Source organism: Synechococcus sp. H55.7, assembly GCF_047462395.1.
GTDB lineage: Bacteria > Cyanobacteriota > Cyanobacteriia > Thermostichales > Thermostichaceae > Thermostichus.
On the sequence record NZ_JANSJD010000012.1, the window covers coordinates 38273 to 54726 of the forward strand.

The window sequence follows — 16454 nt, forward strand, 5'->3', positions numbered from 1 at the left end:
CTCGTTTCGTCCTTCGGTTACCCAGCAGGAGCATCCATGGCCAGAAAACCTGACGGATACCTTGTCCACATCATGCTGGAAGGTGGACAAACCATGCAGGTGCGGGTCAAAGAGGCCAGAGAATACACAGAGTTGATCAACAACCTGATGGTGGGCGGCGAAGAGTTCATCACCTTGCCCAAGCAAATGGACAATGAGTACATGATCGTGCGTCCGCAGCGGGTCTCGGGCGTGTCGGTGGAGGCGATCTACGCTTCCAGCGTCGGCATCGACCTATAGAGCTCAAGGTCAGGGATCCCTTGAGGGTCGTCGGCCTAAGTTGCAACACAAAGCCCCACCACCGGGGGCAGGGGCTGCCAGGGAACTAGACCCCGCAGGATCTAGAACTTCCCTACCGACAGGTTAGATCTGCGGGGGCAGGATCACCTTGTCGATGACGTGGATGACGCCGTTGACGGCCTCGATATCCGCGGTCACCACGTTGGCATCGTTGACCTTGACTCCATCAGCCAAAGAGATCTCCACAGGGGATCCCTCGACCGTGACCACTTCCCCAGCTTTCAGATCGTTGGAGAGAACTTTGCCGGGCACCACATGGTAGGTGAGAATTTGGGTCAATTGCTCACGGTTTTCCGGCAAGAGCAACTTCTCCAAAGTGCCTTCCGGCAGCGCTGCAAAGGCCTCGTCGGTGGGAGCAAAAACGGTGAAGGGGCCTTCCCCAGCCAGTACCTCCACCAAGTCGGCAGCCTCCAAGGCTTGGATCAACGTGGTGAAAGAGCCGGCCTCAGCCGCAACATCCACAATGGTTTTGCCGGTAGCAGCAGCGGTTTTCACGCTTTCAGAAGTTGCGCCGTAGCTGCCGGCAATGACCGCAGGGGCTGCAACCAACGTGGTGGCCGAGACAACAGCTAAGGAAAGAGCGAAGAGATTGCGAATCATGCAATGTAACCCTCCGTGAAGAGTAGGTTTATATTTATCTATGACGGGCGGGATGGAGCTGGAGTTCCTCAAAATTGAAAAAAGTCCCCAAAAAAGATATTTCCACTGCCCCAAAATACTTTTTTTACAAGGGCTGCAAGGCTAATCTCCGCTGAGGTTAGATTTGCAACAATCATCGCGGGATGGTGGTGAGCAATCCAAAACAAGCTAAAAAAAGATCCCTTTAGGCTGAGGGATCCGTTACGTTTACTTACATTTATTGTTTTGTTTGTTCAAGTTAGCGATCCATTGGCAGCGCAAAAGCAGACGCCCTCGACGTGTCGGGCGAAGGGATCAACGAGCTGGTGATCTCGTAACGATCTCGGCCGTCGTGCCTACTCTTCTTCTGCCTCGAAGTCTTCGCTGTAGTCGTCCCCGATCAAGTCGTCGATGTCGTCGATGTCTTCTTCCAAAACAGCCCCAGAGACTTCAATAGGCTGCTCGATCAACCGGCCTTGCTGGCGCAACCAATCGAGAATGGAAAGGCTACTAGGGGAGGGCACCACTGTTGGCGGTTGATTGCGGGGTTCTTCGCGTAGAGAGGGATTGAAGTACATGCCGTACGCAGAAGGGGTAGTTATCGACAAAGAGAAAGACGCCTGGGCTGATCCCAGCCCAACAGAGAGATGCAGGCTTGCCATCAGCTGTCTTTTAGCTTAGCCTACCGCTGCCAGGCTTGCAAAAAGCGGTGCAGCACCTGCTCCAGCTCAACGGCTCGTGCCGCCTTGAACAGCAACCGATCCCCGGCTTGCACCTGATCTAGCAAAACTTGCAGCACTGCCGCTGCATCCCTACAGCGTTCTGCCTGGGCTGCCGGTTTTTGGTCGAGCAGCGGCTGCATTTCTCCTTCCGGATCCAGGAGCAAAACCCAATCCAACCCCAAAGGGGCAGCCGCTCGTCCCACCTCTGCATAGAGCTGAGGTGCATGCTCTCCCAGTTCCCGCATGGGGCCGAGAACGGCCCAGCGTCGTCTCCCTGGGGTTTGGGCCAATAGGTGCAGAGCCGCTATCATCGCTTCCGGCGAGGCATTGTAGGTTTCATCCCAGATTTCCACATCTCCTGCCAGCTTGAGATGGCGATTGCGCCCCTCCAGAGGCGTGGGCAAGGCGATGGGTTCTCGGAGCGGCTCCCAATCCAGCCCCAAGCTGCGCACAGTCGCCAGCACCCCCATCCAGTTGAGGGCGTGGTGTCTTCCGGGCAGGGGCACCGGAAGGGTCAGGCCCGCCACGGTTACCGTTTGGGCTTGGGGATCCCATTCTCCTCGCAGGTCTCCTCGCTCCAGGCCATAGGTGAGGGTTGGTCCCGACCCCAGGCCGGCGGCGGTGGACAACAGCAAGGGATCTTCTCCGTTGAGCAGGGCCACTCCCTGCCCCAGCTCCTGTAGCAGCTCGCACTTGGCGGCGGCAATGGCGGCGCGGGATCCCAGCCTGCCGATGTGGGCGGTGCCGATGTGGGTAATCAAGGCGTGGGTGGGACGGGCCATCTGCGCCAGGCGGCGAATTTCCCCAGGGCCGCGCATGGCCATTTCCAGAACCGCAAACTGATGTTCCGGCTGCAGCCGCAGCAGCGTTTGCGCCACGCCAATGTCGTTGTTGTGGTTAGCCTCGCTTTTGAGAACGCTGCCGTAGCGGGATAGGGCAGCCGCCAGCATTTCCTTGGTGGTGGTTTTGCCGGCTGAGCCGGTGATGGCCACCACCGGGATGGAGAATTGCTCCCGCCAGCCCCTGGCAAGGCGCTGATAGGCCCTCAGCGTGTCTGAAACCTGAAAATGAGGGCCTGAGGTCGGACGCTGGCTGATGACGGCAACGGCTCCCTTGCTCAGGGCTTGCGGAATAAAATCATGCCCGTCGAAGCGTTCCCCCCGCAGCGCCACAAAAACGGATCCCGGCTGCAACTGGCGGCTGTCGGTGCAGAGGGCCTGAACCGGCAACCCCAACAGATGGGGATCTCCCCGGAGAGGGGTTTGCAGCAGATCGGCTACAGCTTGTAAGGTCAGCATCGGGCATTCTTCATAATCATTTCAAGTCATTGAGACAGTTCCCAAGCGCTCCCTCACCCCCGGCCCCTCTCCCAGCGGGAGCGCTCCCTCACCCCCGACCCCTCTCCCAGCGGGAACGCTCCCTCACCCCCGACCCCTCTCCCAGCGGGAGAGGGGAGTTAACGAACCGTTTCATGGCGATTGGACATGATGCCAATACGCAACTGGGTACGGGATCAGCTTGGTTGCAGCGTCTCAATTCCCTCAGGAAGGGCGATGATCGCCTCTTGGGCCATGCCGATGAACAGGCCATGCTCCACCACCCCCACCGTCCCCTTGAGTTGATCGGCGATCTTGGCGGGATCGGCGATGGGGCCGAATTGGCAATCGAGGATGTAGTGCTGTTCATCCGTCAGGTAGGGATCCCCTTGGGCATTCAACCGCAAAGTGGCCGCACAGCCAATAGCCTCTACCCGCGCCAAGGTGGTTTTCCAGCCAAAGCGCACCACCTCCACGGGCACCGGGAAGCGAGTGCCCAGATGCGTCACCTTCTTGGAGGCATCGGCGATGATGATCAGCTCGGCGGCGCTGGCCTCTACCAGTTTTTCCCGCAGCAGAGCCCCCCCTGCTCCTTTAATCAGGTTCAGGGATCCCACTTCAATTTCGTCGGCTCCATCGATGGCCAGATCCAGGCGGGGCTGCTCCTCCAGGGTGGCCAGCGGGATCCCTAGGGAGCGGGCTTGTTCTGCTGTGCGCTCCGAGGTGGGCACACCGATGAACTGCAGCCCCTCCTTTTGCATCCGCTCCGCCAGGGCGCTCACCGCAAAAGCAGCCGTGGATCCTGTGCCCAGCCCCACCACCATCCCTGACTGCACCTTTTGAGCCGCCGCTTGGGCTGCTGCCTGTTTCAGCTCATCTGCACTGGCCATCTCGCCTTTCCGGAGTCCAACCGAATTATTCTACCGCCCGCTCCAGCTAAAGCCCTGCGGCGCTGCCACCACCTGGCCAAAGAGATCGTAGGGCTCGGCGCGAGTAATCTGCACCGGCACCAGGGATCCCAGGGATCCCGGCCCGCGCACGTACACCACCCCGTCCACCTCAGGGGCAAAGCGGGGGGAACGGCCAATCCACTCGCCGGTGCGGGGGTTTTCCTGCTCCAGGAGCACAGGCACCACCCGGCCCACCTGCTCGCGGTTGCGGCGGAAGGCGATCCCCTGTTGCAGTTGCATCAGGCGGGCGCGGCGCTCTTCCTTGAGGGGCTCCGGCACCTGCTGGGGGAGACGGTAGGCGGGCGTGCCCTCTTCTGGGGAAAAGGTGAACACCCCCACATGGTCAAATTGGTGGCGCTGGACAAACTCCAGCAGATGCTGGAAGTGCTCCTCCGTCTCGCCGGGAAAGCCGACAATAAAGCTGGTGCGCAGCACGGCGTTGGGCAGCGCCTGGCGCAGCCGCTCGATTACCCGGTCGTTGACCTGGCCCTGCCAGGGGCGGTTCATGGCTTTGAGGATCTGCGGGTGGCTGTGCTGCAGCGGCAGATCCAGATAGGACAGGAAATTGGGCGTCTCTTGAATGGCCTCCACCACTGCCGGGGTAATGCCGGTGGGGTAGGCATAGAGCATGCGGATCCAGGGGATGGGGATCCGGCCCAGGGCGCGGATGAGCCCGGCCAGCCGCGGCTCCCCGTAGAGGTCGATCCCGTAGTTGGTGGTGATCTGGGAAATGAGAATCAACTCCTGCACCCCTTCTGCGGCCAGTTGCTCCGCCTCCCGCAGAATGGACTCGATGGGGCGGGAGCGTTGCTTGCCCCGCAGGTGGGGGATGATGCAAAAAGAGCAGCGGTAATCACATCCTTCGGCCACCCGCAGGTAGGCCACCGGCGCATGGGTGGTGCGATAGCGGGGGACGGTCTCGTCGGCAATGTAGTCCAAGCTGGAGGTGACGGCGTTGACCCGCTCCCCTCGCTCCGCCCGCTCGATCACCTGCACGATCTGGTGGTAATCGCCGGTGCCGACGATGGCCACCGCCTCCGGGATCTCCCGCAGCAGCTCCTCTTGGAAGTGCTGGGCCAAGCAGCCGGCGATGAGGATCTTTTTGCCCTGTACCGCCAGCTCCATCAGGGTGCTGACCGACTCCCGCCGCGCCGCCTCGATGAAGCTGCAGGTGTTGACGATGACGTAGTCGGCGCTGTCTTCGTCGCCTTCCACCCGGTAGCCCGCCTGGGCCAGCAGGCCCAGCATGTGCTCGGTGTCCACCCGGTTTTTCTCACAGCCCAGGTGCACAACGGCAACTGCCGGCGCTTTCTTTGGGGGAGCGGCAGGGCTGCGAGAGGGCGTAGGCAAAGCGGTCTCCAACCGGTTCATAGCCACAGGAGAGGCCGAGAGAATGGCGACAGCAGAAATGAAAGTTTTCTTATTCTAGTTTAGGTTTCGCTTCTGAACTCCTCTGCCAACCAGCTCAATCGGGCTACCCCCCAAGTTGAACCCACACCAAGCCAAGAGCCACAGCCACTGCCAGACCGCTGGCCGCCCAACTGCAGGGATCCCCGCCAGCCGCTGTCGGAACCAAGGGCGCCCGCCCGTAGCCCCGCAGGCGCAGCGCCTGATAGACGCGCTCGGAGCGCTCATAGCTGCGCACCAGGAGAGTAGCCACCCCAGCAGCCAGGAAGGGCAGGTCTTGGCGCAAGGCCGGGCCCGGACGCCACAGGGATCCCCGCGGCTGCCAGCCCCTCAGCCAAGCTGCCCGCTGCATCTGCTGCCACTGGGCGCCTATCTCCTGCAAATAGCGCTGCGTCAGCCAGGCCAACTCCAAGAGCAGGTCGGGGATCCCCAGCGCCCGCAAAGCCGCCAACAGTTCCAGCAGGGGGGTGGTCTCCAAAAGCAGCGTCGCCAGCGCCAACAAAGCCAGGCTGCGCCCAACGACATAGAGCGCCTTCTCCAGCCCCTCCCACCGCAGAGCCAGGGATCCCCACTGCCAGAGGATGGTGTTCCCCATAACTAACGGTAGGAGAGCGACGAGAGCTATTAGCAAAGCGCCTGGGGCGGCCAGCCGTTTCAGTCCTCGGCTGAGCGGCACTCCCGACAACGCCCAGAGAAGAGCCAGCAGCGCCCAGGCCAGGGGCAGCAAGGCCAAGCGCTGCACCTGGGCAAAAGCTGCCATCAGGGCTCCCAGGCCCACCAGCTTGGGCAAAGGCCGCCAGCGGTGAAGCCAAGAGGGGGAGGGAGGGAGGGGAGCGGGTGGAGAGAACTGCGTTCCCCTGAGATCCTGGGAGATGACGGCCTCGGCCCTATCTTTTGGCATCTTCTCCCAGCAGCTCCGGCTGCACCCGCTGCAAAAACCGCACCACCCAACAGGTAAACAGCCCCTCCACCGCCGCCAAAGGGAGGTGGGCCATCACCAAGCTGCCCAAGGCCAAGCGCTCTGCTTGGGTGGAGACCGTCCCCTCGCCCAGGAGAGCAGCCATCACCACCCCGTAGAAGAGCAGCGCCGCCAGCCCCACCCCCGCCGCCCCCGCCCAGAAGGCTGCCAACCCGTCTCCCAGCCGCCGTCGGCCCATTCGAAAGATCCCCCCTGCCAAGAGCGCCGGGATCCCCATAATGGCGGCGTTAATCCCCAGGGTGGTTAGCCCCCCGTGGCCAAAAGCCACCGCCTGAAAAAACAGGCCCACCACAATCGCCGGGTAGGCCAAGGCCCCCAGCATCACGCCCAGCAAGCCATTGAGCAGCAGGTGCAGGCTGGCCGGGGGAAAAGGCAGGTGAATGGAGGAGGCGACAAAAAAGGCGGCGGTCAGCAGCGCCGCTTTGGGCAGTTGGCGGCGGGGATCCTTTTCCAACCGCTGGAGGAGGTGTAGGCTCCAACCCGTAAGCAGGGCAGTGATGCCATAGCCCCCCAGCCAAAGCGGTGCTGGCAGAAGGCCCTCGCTGATGTGCATGGCTAGTCCTGGCTCAAAGCGGCAACACCCCCTGAGGAGTCGGGGAGTTCTGGGCCTTGGGAGGGACGGGGCCGGGAGAAGAACAGGGCCGTACCCAAGCACCCCCAGATGACACAGGCAGCCATAACCCCCCGCTGCACAGGGCCAAAGGAGGAGCCGTTGGGGATCCCTTCTGCCTGCATAGCCGCTTCGCCCACCGGCACGTTCACCACCCCGCCGTGGCCGGCCTGGCGAATGCGCACCTGCCACAGTCCCTTGAGCTCAGGATCCGGCTGCAGCAGAAATCGCCCCTGCTCATCCGTTTGCCCTTCCTGCCAAGGGGTGGTGGGATCGGTGGGCGCAAACACCGTGACGCGGGCAGAACGCATCGGCTCGCCGGAATCGTAGCGGGCTTGGATCTCGAAAGTGGGGACGGCCCGCCAAGAGGCCTCCACCCCATGCCCCCAAGCCGGAGCAGACAAGAGCAGGCCGCAGGCCAGCCAGCTCAGTTGCCAGTAAGCGTAGAAAGGGAGGCGATTTGGCCAGACTGAGTTCATGGGTCGGCAAAAGTAGAGGACAATCTCTCGACTGCAAAAGCCACCCAGGCTTGAGGGCAAAGACCTAAGGTCAAGATCCCGTCCCACCAAGACGGTCAGAGGACGCGCGGCAGTGGCCCTCCCCCACGTGGCCCAAGTTCTGCAGGATCTCCAAGAGGGTTTCGGACGCCGTCCCACTTTCCTGCAGGTCGTCCCAGACCAGAGGGTCGGATCCCCCCTTTAGCCGCTGCTCCAGGGAGAGGGGATCCAGCTTCACCAGCGGGGCAAACCCCAGCGCCGCCCGGTTGAGGTCATCTTCCGGCGGTAGGCTGCCATCCCCAAACAGGTGGTCAAAGTGGAAAGTCACTTCCAGATCCGCCACCTGGCCCGCCTGGACAAAGCCCTTGCGCGCTTCCCCCACATACTCGCCGCAGACGAAGGCCAGCTCAGGGCTGAACTTGAGCACAAAGGGGATCCCCTCTCCCTCCCCTTTTGCTGGCCGGGCTGTGCCCTCGATCCAGAGGGAGTAGCCCTTGGCCGGCCCCTCCGCTGCCGGCACCAGCCGCCAAGCCAAGGCGTTGTAGTGACCAGGGGGAGCTTCCAGGGATCCCAGCAGAACCCGTTCTGCCCCCGCCGCTGGCACCAAATCCACCGTGAGGGGGCCTGTCAGGTTGACTAAGGCCTTGGCCTGGAGCTCCCCTTTCCCTTCAAAAGGGGGATCCGTCTGGTAGGCCGTGATGTCGGCCAGCGTCACGTACACACGCTCAAACTGCAGCGCCCAGCCGTCTTTGGAGACCAACCCCTCCCGCACGAACGCTTCGCCGTTGGCCCACAGCTCCAGCGTGCCTTTGGCCGAGGCAGAGATCGCCTGCGGCTCCCTAGCTGGCCCCGACTCGACAGGCGGACGACAAGCTGTCATGCCGGCTCCCAGCCCCAGGGCCACCAGAGCCAGCCCTCTGGCCAAGGGATCCCTGGAGGAAATGACCCACGACGGAGAGAGGAGTTGCTTCACCTGGAGTTCGGCCAGCGCTACTGACCTAGCCAAACACAAACTTTCGGGGCACCACAATCCCCCGCTGGGGCATCTTGCTACTCCTGCGCCAGGTTCCCGGCCCGCACCCAGCCCTCTTGCCCGTTCTCGCGGCGGATACGCTGCCAACCGCCATCTTCGCTCAGGCCCAACACCGTCACCACCTCATTCAGGGGCAGGCCGCCCATGTAGGCCCCTTCCCGGTCGGGAGTGGCTCGCAGCGCCAAACCCATCGGCTCGATCACCCGCCCCCGCTCACCGGGGGAAACGCTTGTTGCTCCAGGAGAGTGGGTGGACTCAGGCCTGGGTTGAGTCAACTGAACTGTCGATGGTGAAACGGTAGAGACAGCAGATGCCGAGGCTGCCGCCCCTTCCACAGGGCCCAAATTGCCCGCCCGCACCCAGCCCTCTTGACCGTTCAACTCCCGCCGCACCCGTTGCCAACGACCATCGGCGCTATACTCCAACACCGTCACCGTTTCCCCCACCACAATCCCGCCCTGGTAGGCTCCATCGGCGGAGGGCCGGCTGCGGATCGCCAGGCCAATCGGCTCAATCACCCGTCCGCGGCTGCCGGGGGGAAATCCTTCAGGGTCAAGGGTGCCTGCAGCAGGGGCAGACAGGGGAGGGGGAAAGCTGGTTGGGCTCGGCAAGGGATCCGGGCGGATCGCCCGCTGAAATTGGGGTGGGGGCGGGGGGGCCAACATCGGAGCGACCATCTGCCACAACTGCCAACCCAAGGCAGCCAGAGCCCCAACCGAGACGCTCGCCACCACCAAGGTGCCCAAGGGAAAATGGTCAGAAGCAGGAGAAGAACGGCCTCGCATTGGGTAGTTAGCCATCCAAAGTACCTCCCTGCAAAGCTGCAGACAAGAACCGCAAAACCCATTGGGATCCCTGTCAGCAACCGGGGATCTACGAGATTCAGAGCACTCGCATCCCAATCTATAACATCTTCAAAGATGCCGACTTTTGCTTCTGACCTTGGCTTGAACAGAATCGCGTCAACCCCCCGCCTCTATAGCCAGGGGAAGCAGAGCAGACACCCTTGTGGGTGGGCGACCCCCCATTTGACCAAGATGAGCATGGGGATACAGAGACTCCCCCCGTCTGGCGATTCTCCCTGCCGCCGGCACACTACGCCAACGATGGGGATGAGCCAGAAAACCAACCTTGTCTTGCAAGGCTTTACTGCACTGCCGTTATCGCGGCAACATAGCGACTATGCCCAATCTCAACCACAGCGATGACTCCCCTTGAAGAAGCGGCGGAAGCGGCGGCCAAGCTGTTGCTGTTTCGAGAAATCTGCGCCCATCCCCTAGCCCTGGGCTGGCAGGAGCTGATCCAGCAGTTGATGGCCGGGGATCCCCTGCCTTGCTGGGCGGCCTACGGGCGCTGGTTTGAGCTTTTGGCCCAGCAAAACCTGAGCTGGCGGGAGTGGCTGATCCAGGAGATCCGCTGGGCGGACAACCCCTTTGCCCGCGCGGCGCTGCGAGGTGGGGAGATCCCGACACCCCTTTTGCAAGCAGCACGGCACGATCTCCGCTGCTTACAGATCCTGGCCGAGAGCCAGGAGCTCATCGAAGAGCAGATGCAGGCGCTGGGCCTGGGGATCCCTTGGCCGGATGGGGACAGTGACTGCGCCGGCTGGGATCCGCGCTCTTTTGCCGACTGGGGCCTGAGCCTGGAGGCGTTGATCGCCCACTACCGCCAAAGAGGGGTAGGAATCTGTGCTCGCTATTGGGCGTTTCGCTGGGGGCCAGCAGGGCTAGAAGGGATCCCGGCTCCCGACCTGCCCGATTGGGATGAGATTTACGGCTACGAACGGCAGAAGCAGCAGTTGGCCGCCAACACCGAAGCGCTGCTGCGGGGGGATCTGGCTTTGCATGTCTTGCTCTACGGGGCGCGGGGCACCGGCAAGTCTTCGTTGGTGAAGGCCTTGTTGCGCCGCTACGGCCCTCAGGGGCTGCGCCTTCTGGAGCTGAGACGAACTGACTTGATGCAATTGTCGGAGATCTTGGCGGAGCTGAGGAAACAGGGGCTGCCCTTTGTGCTGTTTGTGGACGATCTCTCCTTCGAGGCCGACGAAACCGAGTTCAAGCAGCTCAAGGTGCTCCTGGAGGGGGATCTCGTCGCGCCGCCGCCCAACGTCCGCCTCTATGCCACCAGCAACCGCCGCCATTTGGTCCGCGAGTTTTTCGCCGACCGCCCCAACCCCCAAGATCAAGAAGTCCACGCCTGGGATACGGTGCAGGAAAAGCTGTCGCTGCAGGATCGCTTTGGCCTCACCCTCACCTTCCCTCCGTTCACTCAAGACGATTACTTGGCAACTGTAGAACACTTGGCGCAGCGGCTGGGTTTCGCTCAATCTTTGGCGGCCCTGCGTCGCCGGGCCCTGATCTGGGCGCAGCAGCAAAACGGCTTTTCCGGTCGCACCGCCCGTCAGTTTTTGGATGCCGTTCGGGCAGGGCTGGCAAAAGGGAACGAATGAATCGCTGGCCGCGTTGCGGGAAGTTTATTCTTCGGGGAAGGGATTGGCCAGCTTGTCTACCGTAAAGTAACGATGAAACTTATCCGTCACCCGCAACCAGGGGGAGCGGCTGCCTTCTTTGCGGTAGCGGGTTATAAAGCCTTTCTCCACCAGCTCTGCCACATGCTGATAGGCGCCCTGACCGCGCAACTCTACCAACTCGGCTTGGGAGAGGGGCCCCCGCAGGATGATGGTCGCCAAGGTACGGGCAGCGCCCACCCCGATTTCGGGGGGCAAGAGCTGGTTGGCCAGCTCCAAAAACGGCTCTCGCAACTGCAGGGCAAACCCCTCCCCGACCTGCAATACTTCCAGGGCAGAGTCGCGGTGAGCATAGTCTTCCATCAACTCCAGCAGCGCATCATAGGCCTCATCGCGGCTGCAGCGGGCCAATTGAGCCAGCGCCGATAGGGCCAACGGCTGCCCCTTCAGGTAGAGGATTGCCTCAATCTGGTTTTTCAGGGCTAAGAGACGCCCCCCCTCCACCTCTGATCCGGGATCCAAAACCAACTTGGAACGACGCGAGGCCATAGCGACAAGGGATCCGCCTACTTGTCCCGTAGCATAGCAGCAGTTGCAGACTGAGGGATCCCTGCTGGGGCGGCCTGGGCCAAGGCGAGCGTTGCTATGCTAAACCATGCCATGGCCTGCTTTCCCGCCCATCGCGCTACTCGGTGCGGAGTACAATTGCACAACCTGAAGCCAATTGCGTAGCATAAATAGGGTTTGGGGATCCCAGAGAATTGGAGAGGTGTCCGAGCGGTTTAAGGAAGCAGTCTTGAAAACTGCCGTGGTTCACGCCACCGTGGGTTCGAATCCCACCCTCTCCGTTGCTTTATTGAGTAACCCACAATGCTGTCCGGCGGCCCCTACCACGCCCCTACTCCCTTGGGCCAGCCTAAGGTAATCTGGCGACGTCAGTCTTCTGCATCCAGAATGCGGGGCACTTTGAAGAACACATCCGCCCGGTCGGGAGCGTTGGCCAGGATCCCTTCGACATCCGGATAGGGCTCGACTTCATCGGGGCGGGTGGGCAGCTCCATGTCCAGGGCATGGAAGGTGGGCTCCACCCCTTCCGTATTCAGCTCTTTCAGTTGTTCCACGTAGGCCAAGATGTCTGCCAGTTGCTCGGTGAACTGGATCTCTTCCTCCTCGGTTAGCTCCAGACGAGCCAAGTGAGCGACATGTTGTACCCCTTCCCGTTTCAGCATCCTTCCCCCCGGCGCGCAGATCATTAACTTAGCTTAAGGTAGCTGAGAGCAACCGTTCGCGTTGGTGGTACAGAGTCCTTTGGCAGGCAGACTCAATACAACTCGAGGTTGGCGCGCCCGGTGGTTTTCAGCCAGTTTTGGGCCTCGATGTAGTTGTTGGGGGCAATGCGAATGGCGCGGATCCAGTATTGAGCGGCCTCGTCAAACAGGGCCTCTGCCGTTTCTTCATCTCCGGCCTGCAGGCTCTGCTCGCCTTTATGATGCAGCAACACAGCGATGTTGTTCAGGGCAGAACAAAGTCGTGGGTTCAACTCCAGAGCTTGGTGGTAGTACTCCAGGGCCTTGTCCAGTTCGCCGTTGCTTTGGTAGATCAGGCCCATGTTGTAGAGGATGTAGCTACGATCCTCTTCGCCTTGCTCCAGGGTGAGGGCTTCTCGGTAGTTTTCCAGAGCCTCGGCGTATTCCCCTTCGCTCTGAGCGGCCATGCCATCCCGGTAGTAGGCAAAAGCTTTCTTTTGCTCAGAACTCACCCCCGGCAGCAGTTTCAGGATCAGATCGGCCATGACGGTAAAGGTTTTGTCGATGAAGTTGTCGTTCTTCATGCTGCGCGGCATGGCTGACCCCTTTTAGAACTTGGGACTAAAGATTTCTCTCTTGCGTTGTATCACGTCCAAGGCGGGATCCGAAACACAGCCCCGTTGGTTTCACAAACGAGCCCCTGGTCTGTCAAGGCGGTATCGAGGGGCGCTTGCTCAGGCGCACAGGATGCCACTGCAGGGTTTCGCCGGGGGAAACCTCGACTTCACAGGCGGTGTCGATCAGCCGCTGCGCCTGCGCTTGGGGGGTGGGGTAGCGGGCCAGATCTGCATCCACCAGGTGGGGGTGCTCTTGCAACAGCCGCACGAGGAACTCCTGCAATTCCTCAGGGCTGAGAAATTGCTCCGGCAAGCCCGGGATCAGCAGCACATAGTGGTTGGCGGCACGCAACAGTTCGGGTTCCGAGTCTGACATGGTGTTGGGCTGGGCGTCTTCTATCCATCATGAACCAACGGGTTGCGCCTCTCTTGGTATCCTGATAAAGACTTTCCTTGCTCTTGTCTTGTTGGCATTTGAGATCTGCTTTTCCTATGGCTAAGCCGCGCACCCTCTCTGGCATTCAGCCCTCTGGCGAGTTGCACCTGGGCAATTACTTGGGGGCGATTAAAAATTGGGTGGCCGAGCAGGAGCACTACGAGAACTTTTTTTGCATTGTGGATCAACATGCCATCACCGTCCCTCAGGATCCCAAGCTGTTGAGGGAGCGCACCCGCTCGCTGTTTGCCCTTTATTTGGCCTGTGGCCTCAGCCTGGAGCATTGTGTGCTGTTCGTGCAGTCCCACGTGCCTGCCCATACGGAGCTGGCCTGGCTGTTCAACACCATCACCCCCATGAACTGGGCGGAGCGCATGATCCAATACAAGGAGAAAAAAGAAAAACAGGGAGAGGAGACCAGCGTTGGCTTGTTCAGCTACCCGATTTTGCAGGCGGCGGATATTTTGCTCTACCAGCCCAAGTATGTGCCGGTGGGGGAGGATCAGCGGCAGCATATTGAGCTGTGTCGGGATATTGCCCGCCGCTTTAACGACCGCTTTGGCGAGGTGTTTGTGATCCCAGAGGCCCTGATTCGCCCACAGGGGGCGCGGATCATGAGCTTGACCGATGGCACGCGCAAGATGTCCAAGTCGGATCCCTCGGATCTCAGCCGCATTCATCTCTTGGATGACCCGGATACCATCCGCAAGAAGATCCAAAAATGCAAGACCGACCCCATTCGGGGCATTGTCTTTGACGATCCGGCTCGTCCTGAAGCCCACAATTTGCTGACGATCTACATGCTCACCTCTGGAAAAAGCAAGGAGGCGGTGGCGGCTGAGTGTGCCGAGATGGGGTGGGGACAGTTCAAGCCTCTCCTCGCAGACAGCATCATCGCTGCCCTAGAGCCCATTCAGCAGCGCTACCGGGATCTCTGCAACAACCCCGACTATCTGCTGGCGCTGATCCGGGAAAATGCTGCCAAGGCTCGCGCTGTTGCCGAGCCAACGCTGCAAAGGGTGCGAGAGGCAATGGGGTTCCTACCCCCCTAAGGGATCCCTGCTAGTCGCGGTTGCCATCGCGGATCTCGACGGTGCTGAACTCCAGGCCCAGCTCCGAGAGGATCCCTGGCCAGGCCAAGCGCAGGCGCTCCTGCCATTCTTGCCGGTGGTTGATCAAATACACGCAGACCAGGGTGATACCCACTCCCAACCACTGCAGCCGCGTCAGCGATTCCCCCAAGAAGGTGCTGCCGAACAGCAGGGCGAAGATGGGGGTGAGAAAGGTCAGGGAGCTGAATTCGGTGAGGTTCTCCTGGGAGGCGAAATAGAAGAAGAGGGCATAGGCCACAGCGCTTCCCATCACCGAAGCGTAGAGCAGGCCCAGCCAGTGGGCACCGCTCAGGTGCTGCCATTGCTCGCTTTCTGTTAGCGCCGAGAGCAGGATCAAGGGCAGGCTGCCCAACACCATGTGCCAGCCCGTCGCCAACACCGGATCCGCCACCTCCGCCACCTTGGGCATCATCACGGTGCCGATGGCCATCGACAGGGATGCCAGCAACATCCAGACGACGCCAGCCCCCAACTGCAGGGATCCCCCGCCAGATAAGCCGATCAGGCCGATGCCGACCACCCCTATCCCCAAGCTCAGCCAGCCCAGCGCTCCCATCCGCTCGCGGTAAAACCAGGTGGCCATCAGAGCCACCGCCAGCGGCTGCGAGTCGATCAGCACGGATCCCAGCCCGGCGCCGGTCTCTCTCAACCCTTGCGCCAAAAATCCCTGAAAACAGGTGCCGTCCACCAGGGCAAAGGCCAAGACCCACAGCCACCCCCGCCGCCCCTGCGGATGCCAGGGTTGAGACGCCCCGGCGGCCCGTCCCTGCCAAAGCCGAAAGGCCAAAACCAGGATCCCAGCCGGCAAGAGCCGCAGAATGGCGATAAAGAGAGGGGTGGTCTCAGAGAGGGCATCCCGCATCGCCACCATCGCCGAACCCCACAGGAAAAAAGGGGCGATCATCAACAGGCGTTGCCAGATAGGCTGAGAAAGCAGGTAAGACTGAGCCATGGGTGCTTCAAACTCGCAGACGGAAGTTAACCCCATGTTAAGCGCTGCGGCAGTTCGGTTACAAATCTTAATTATTGGTTGATGCAAGTTGATGCCTGGCATGGGATCCCTGGAGGGCTTTCTCAACCTGGATAAACCAGCAGGGCTTACCTCCCACGACTGTGTGGCGGTGGTGCGGCGGGTCTTGCGCACCCGCAGGGTGGGGCATGGCGGCACTTTGGATCCGGCGGCGACGGGGGTTTTGCCCATTGCCGTGGGGCGGGCGACGCGCTTTTTGGCCTTTCTGCCGGGGGATAAGGTCTATCGGGCCACCTTCCGCTTCGGGCAGCGCAGCGACACCGACGATGCCGAGGGGCAGATCCAGGTGGGATCCCCTTGTCCGGAGCTGAGCTGCGAGCAGGTGGCGGCCTGTTTGCGGGAGTTTGTCGGCGAGATTGAGCAGGTGCCGCCCCTTTACAGCGCCATCAAGCGGCAGGGGAAAAAGCTCTACGAGCTGGCGCGGGCCGGGGCAGAGGTCTCAGAACTGGGGCTGGAGCCGCGGAGAGTAGTGATTCGGCACCTGCGGATCCTGGGCTGGCGCCCCGGCAACTTCCCGGAAGTGGATCTGGAGATTGCCTGTGGCCCCGGCACCTACATCCGCGCCCTCGCCCGCGACGTGGGGGAGAAATTGGGTTGCGGAGGCTTGATGAGCCGCCTGCGACGGCTGCAAAGTGGCCCCTTTCGCGTCCAGGAGAGCCTGCCCCTGGAGCAATGGCAGGGATCCGCCGATCCCGCCGCCGCCCTGCTGCCGATTGAGTGGGGATTTCGCGATTGGGACTCAGTATCCCTATCTCCGGCTGAGGCCCAGCGCTGGCGGCAAGGTCAGGCCATTCCCCTGGATCCTGCTCAGGCCGGTGCTGAGACCTTGCGGGTCATGAGCAGAGAGGGGGAATTTTTGGGCTTGGGGCACAGCCAAGCAGGTCAGCTCAGGCCGCTGCGGGTGTTGCCGCCGGATCCCTAGTTGCAGAAACATTACATTTTCGTAACAACATTGGCCATTGTCTCGGCGGGAAAGAACCCCCTGCATGCTAAACTTCTGGGGGCAAGTGGGGAGCTCGGAGCGCTGCCGTTGTTGGGCTCCGGCTCGATTTTCCAAGGGTGGCCTTTGGACGT

Annotated in this window: 19 protein-coding genes and 1 tRNA gene; 5 read left to right on the forward strand and 15 right to left on the reverse strand. The window is 61.5% G+C overall.

All coding sequences use genetic code 11. The features are described from left to right. Nucleotides 1-36: 36 nt before the first annotated feature. Nucleotides 37-279: a hypothetical protein gene (locus tag NW851_RS07610; RefSeq protein ID WP_011433628.1), complete on the forward strand. Its 243-nt coding sequence runs from the start codon at nucleotides 37-39 to the stop codon at nucleotides 277-279. A 123-nt stretch (nucleotides 280-402) separates the two neighbouring features. On the opposite strand, the gene NW851_RS07615 is transcribed toward NW851_RS07610, so the two are convergent. From NW851_RS07615 to NW851_RS07660, 10 genes are all read right to left on the reverse strand, one after another. Further along, nucleotides 403-939 carry a fasciclin domain-containing protein gene (locus NW851_RS07615; RefSeq protein ID WP_414332721.1) on the reverse strand — a complete coding sequence of 179 codons (537 nt, stop codon included), beginning with the start codon at nucleotides 937-939 and terminating at the stop codon, nucleotides 403-405. A 374-nt stretch (nucleotides 940-1313) separates the two neighbouring features. Then, nucleotides 1314-1535, reverse strand: a complete 222-nt coding sequence (locus NW851_RS07620; RefSeq protein ID WP_414337549.1) for a DUF3134 family protein — start codon at nucleotides 1533-1535, stop codon at nucleotides 1314-1316. A 104-nt stretch (nucleotides 1536-1639) separates the two neighbouring features. After that, nucleotides 1640-2977, reverse strand: a complete 1338-nt coding sequence (locus NW851_RS07625; RefSeq protein ID WP_414332724.1) for a UDP-N-acetylmuramoyl-tripeptide--D-alanyl-D-alanine ligase — start codon at nucleotides 2975-2977, stop codon at nucleotides 1640-1642. Nucleotides 2978-3192: 215 nt separating this feature from the next. Beyond that, nucleotides 3193-3885, reverse strand: a complete 693-nt coding sequence (rpiA, locus tag NW851_RS07630; RefSeq protein ID WP_414332726.1) for a ribose-5-phosphate isomerase RpiA — start codon at nucleotides 3883-3885, stop codon at nucleotides 3193-3195. Nucleotides 3886-3915: 30 nt separating this feature from the next. After that, on the reverse strand, nucleotides 3916-5295 hold the full coding sequence (gene rimO, locus NW851_RS07635; RefSeq protein ID WP_414337552.1) for a 30S ribosomal protein S12 methylthiotransferase RimO: 1380 nt from the start codon (nucleotides 5293-5295) through the stop codon (nucleotides 3916-3918). Between the two features lie 124 nt (nucleotides 5296-5419). Beyond that, nucleotides 5420-6253, reverse strand: coding sequence for a cobalt ECF transporter T component CbiQ (cbiQ, locus tag NW851_RS07640; protein WP_414332730.1), 834 nt, complete (start codon nucleotides 6251-6253; stop codon nucleotides 5420-5422). Further along, entirely contained in the window at nucleotides 6240-6884 is a 645-nt protein-coding gene (cbiM, locus tag NW851_RS07645) for a cobalt transporter CbiM (protein ID WP_414332731.1), read from the reverse strand. Before cbiM ends, cbiQ begins: the two co-directional genes overlap by 14 nt. A 2-nt stretch (nucleotides 6885-6886) precedes the next feature. After that, complete coding sequence (locus NW851_RS07650; RefSeq protein WP_414332733.1) at nucleotides 6887-7420, reverse strand: hypothetical protein; 534 nt, start codon at nucleotides 7418-7420, stop codon at nucleotides 6887-6889. 70 nt (nucleotides 7421-7490) lie between these two features. Next, the gene (locus NW851_RS07655; protein ID WP_414337557.1) at nucleotides 7491-8444 is read right to left on the reverse strand and encodes a hypothetical protein; all 954 of its coding nucleotides are present in this window, start codon (nucleotides 8442-8444) and stop codon (nucleotides 7491-7493) included. Between the two features lie 44 nt (nucleotides 8445-8488). Then, nucleotides 8489-9271 (reverse strand): SH3 domain-containing protein, encoded by a 783-nt coding sequence (locus tag NW851_RS07660; protein WP_414332736.1) that lies wholly within the window; start codon nucleotides 9269-9271, stop codon nucleotides 8489-8491. 404 nt (nucleotides 9272-9675) lie between these two features. Between NW851_RS07660 and NW851_RS07665 the strand changes: the two genes are divergently transcribed. After that, nucleotides 9676-10920, forward strand: coding sequence for an ATP-binding protein (locus tag NW851_RS07665; RefSeq protein WP_414332738.1), 1245 nt, complete (start codon nucleotides 9676-9678; stop codon nucleotides 10918-10920). A 24-nt stretch (nucleotides 10921-10944) separates the two neighbouring features. Here the strand turns inward: NW851_RS07665 and scpB are convergent, their stop codons facing one another. Continuing rightward, the gene (scpB, locus tag NW851_RS07670) at nucleotides 10945-11487 is read right to left on the reverse strand and encodes an SMC-Scp complex subunit ScpB (RefSeq protein WP_414332740.1); all 543 of its coding nucleotides are present in this window, start codon (nucleotides 11485-11487) and stop codon (nucleotides 10945-10947) included. Nucleotides 11488-11701: 214 nt separating this feature from the next. Here scpB and NW851_RS07675 point away from each other — a divergent pair. Beyond that, nucleotides 11702-11786 (forward strand) — tRNA-Ser (locus tag NW851_RS07675). A gap of 87 nt (nucleotides 11787-11873) precedes the next feature. Here the strand turns inward: NW851_RS07675 and gatC are convergent. From gatC to NW851_RS07690, 3 genes are all read right to left on the reverse strand, one after another. Then, nucleotides 11874-12167, reverse strand: a complete 294-nt coding sequence (gene gatC, locus NW851_RS07680) for an Asp-tRNA(Asn)/Glu-tRNA(Gln) amidotransferase subunit GatC (RefSeq protein ID WP_414332742.1) — start codon at nucleotides 12165-12167, stop codon at nucleotides 11874-11876. A gap of 92 nt (nucleotides 12168-12259) precedes the next feature. Continuing rightward, nucleotides 12260-12781 (reverse strand): photosystem I assembly protein Ycf3, encoded by a 522-nt coding sequence (locus NW851_RS07685; RefSeq protein WP_414332744.1) that lies wholly within the window; start codon nucleotides 12779-12781, stop codon nucleotides 12260-12262. A 112-nt stretch (nucleotides 12782-12893) separates the two neighbouring features. Further along, nucleotides 12894-13178 (reverse strand): chlororespiratory reduction protein 7, encoded by a 285-nt coding sequence (locus tag NW851_RS07690; RefSeq protein WP_414332746.1) that lies wholly within the window; start codon nucleotides 13176-13178, stop codon nucleotides 12894-12896. A gap of 116 nt (nucleotides 13179-13294) precedes the next feature. Between NW851_RS07690 and trpS the strand changes: the two genes are divergently transcribed. Beyond that, the gene (gene trpS, locus NW851_RS07695; RefSeq protein ID WP_414332748.1) at nucleotides 13295-14290 is read left to right on the forward strand and encodes a tryptophan--tRNA ligase; all 996 of its coding nucleotides are present in this window, start codon (nucleotides 13295-13297) and stop codon (nucleotides 14288-14290) included. 10 nt (nucleotides 14291-14300) lie between these two features. Here the strand turns inward: trpS and NW851_RS07700 are convergent, their stop codons facing one another. Beyond that, nucleotides 14301-15302 (reverse strand): DMT family transporter, encoded by a 1002-nt coding sequence (locus NW851_RS07700; RefSeq protein ID WP_414337564.1) that lies wholly within the window; start codon nucleotides 15300-15302, stop codon nucleotides 14301-14303. Between the two features lie 100 nt (nucleotides 15303-15402). Between NW851_RS07700 and truB the strand changes: the two genes are divergently transcribed. After that, nucleotides 15403-16302, forward strand: a complete 900-nt coding sequence (gene truB / locus NW851_RS07705) for a tRNA pseudouridine(55) synthase TruB (protein WP_414337610.1) — start codon at nucleotides 15403-15405, stop codon at nucleotides 16300-16302. The last annotated feature ends 152 nt before the right edge of the window (nucleotides 16303-16454 follow it).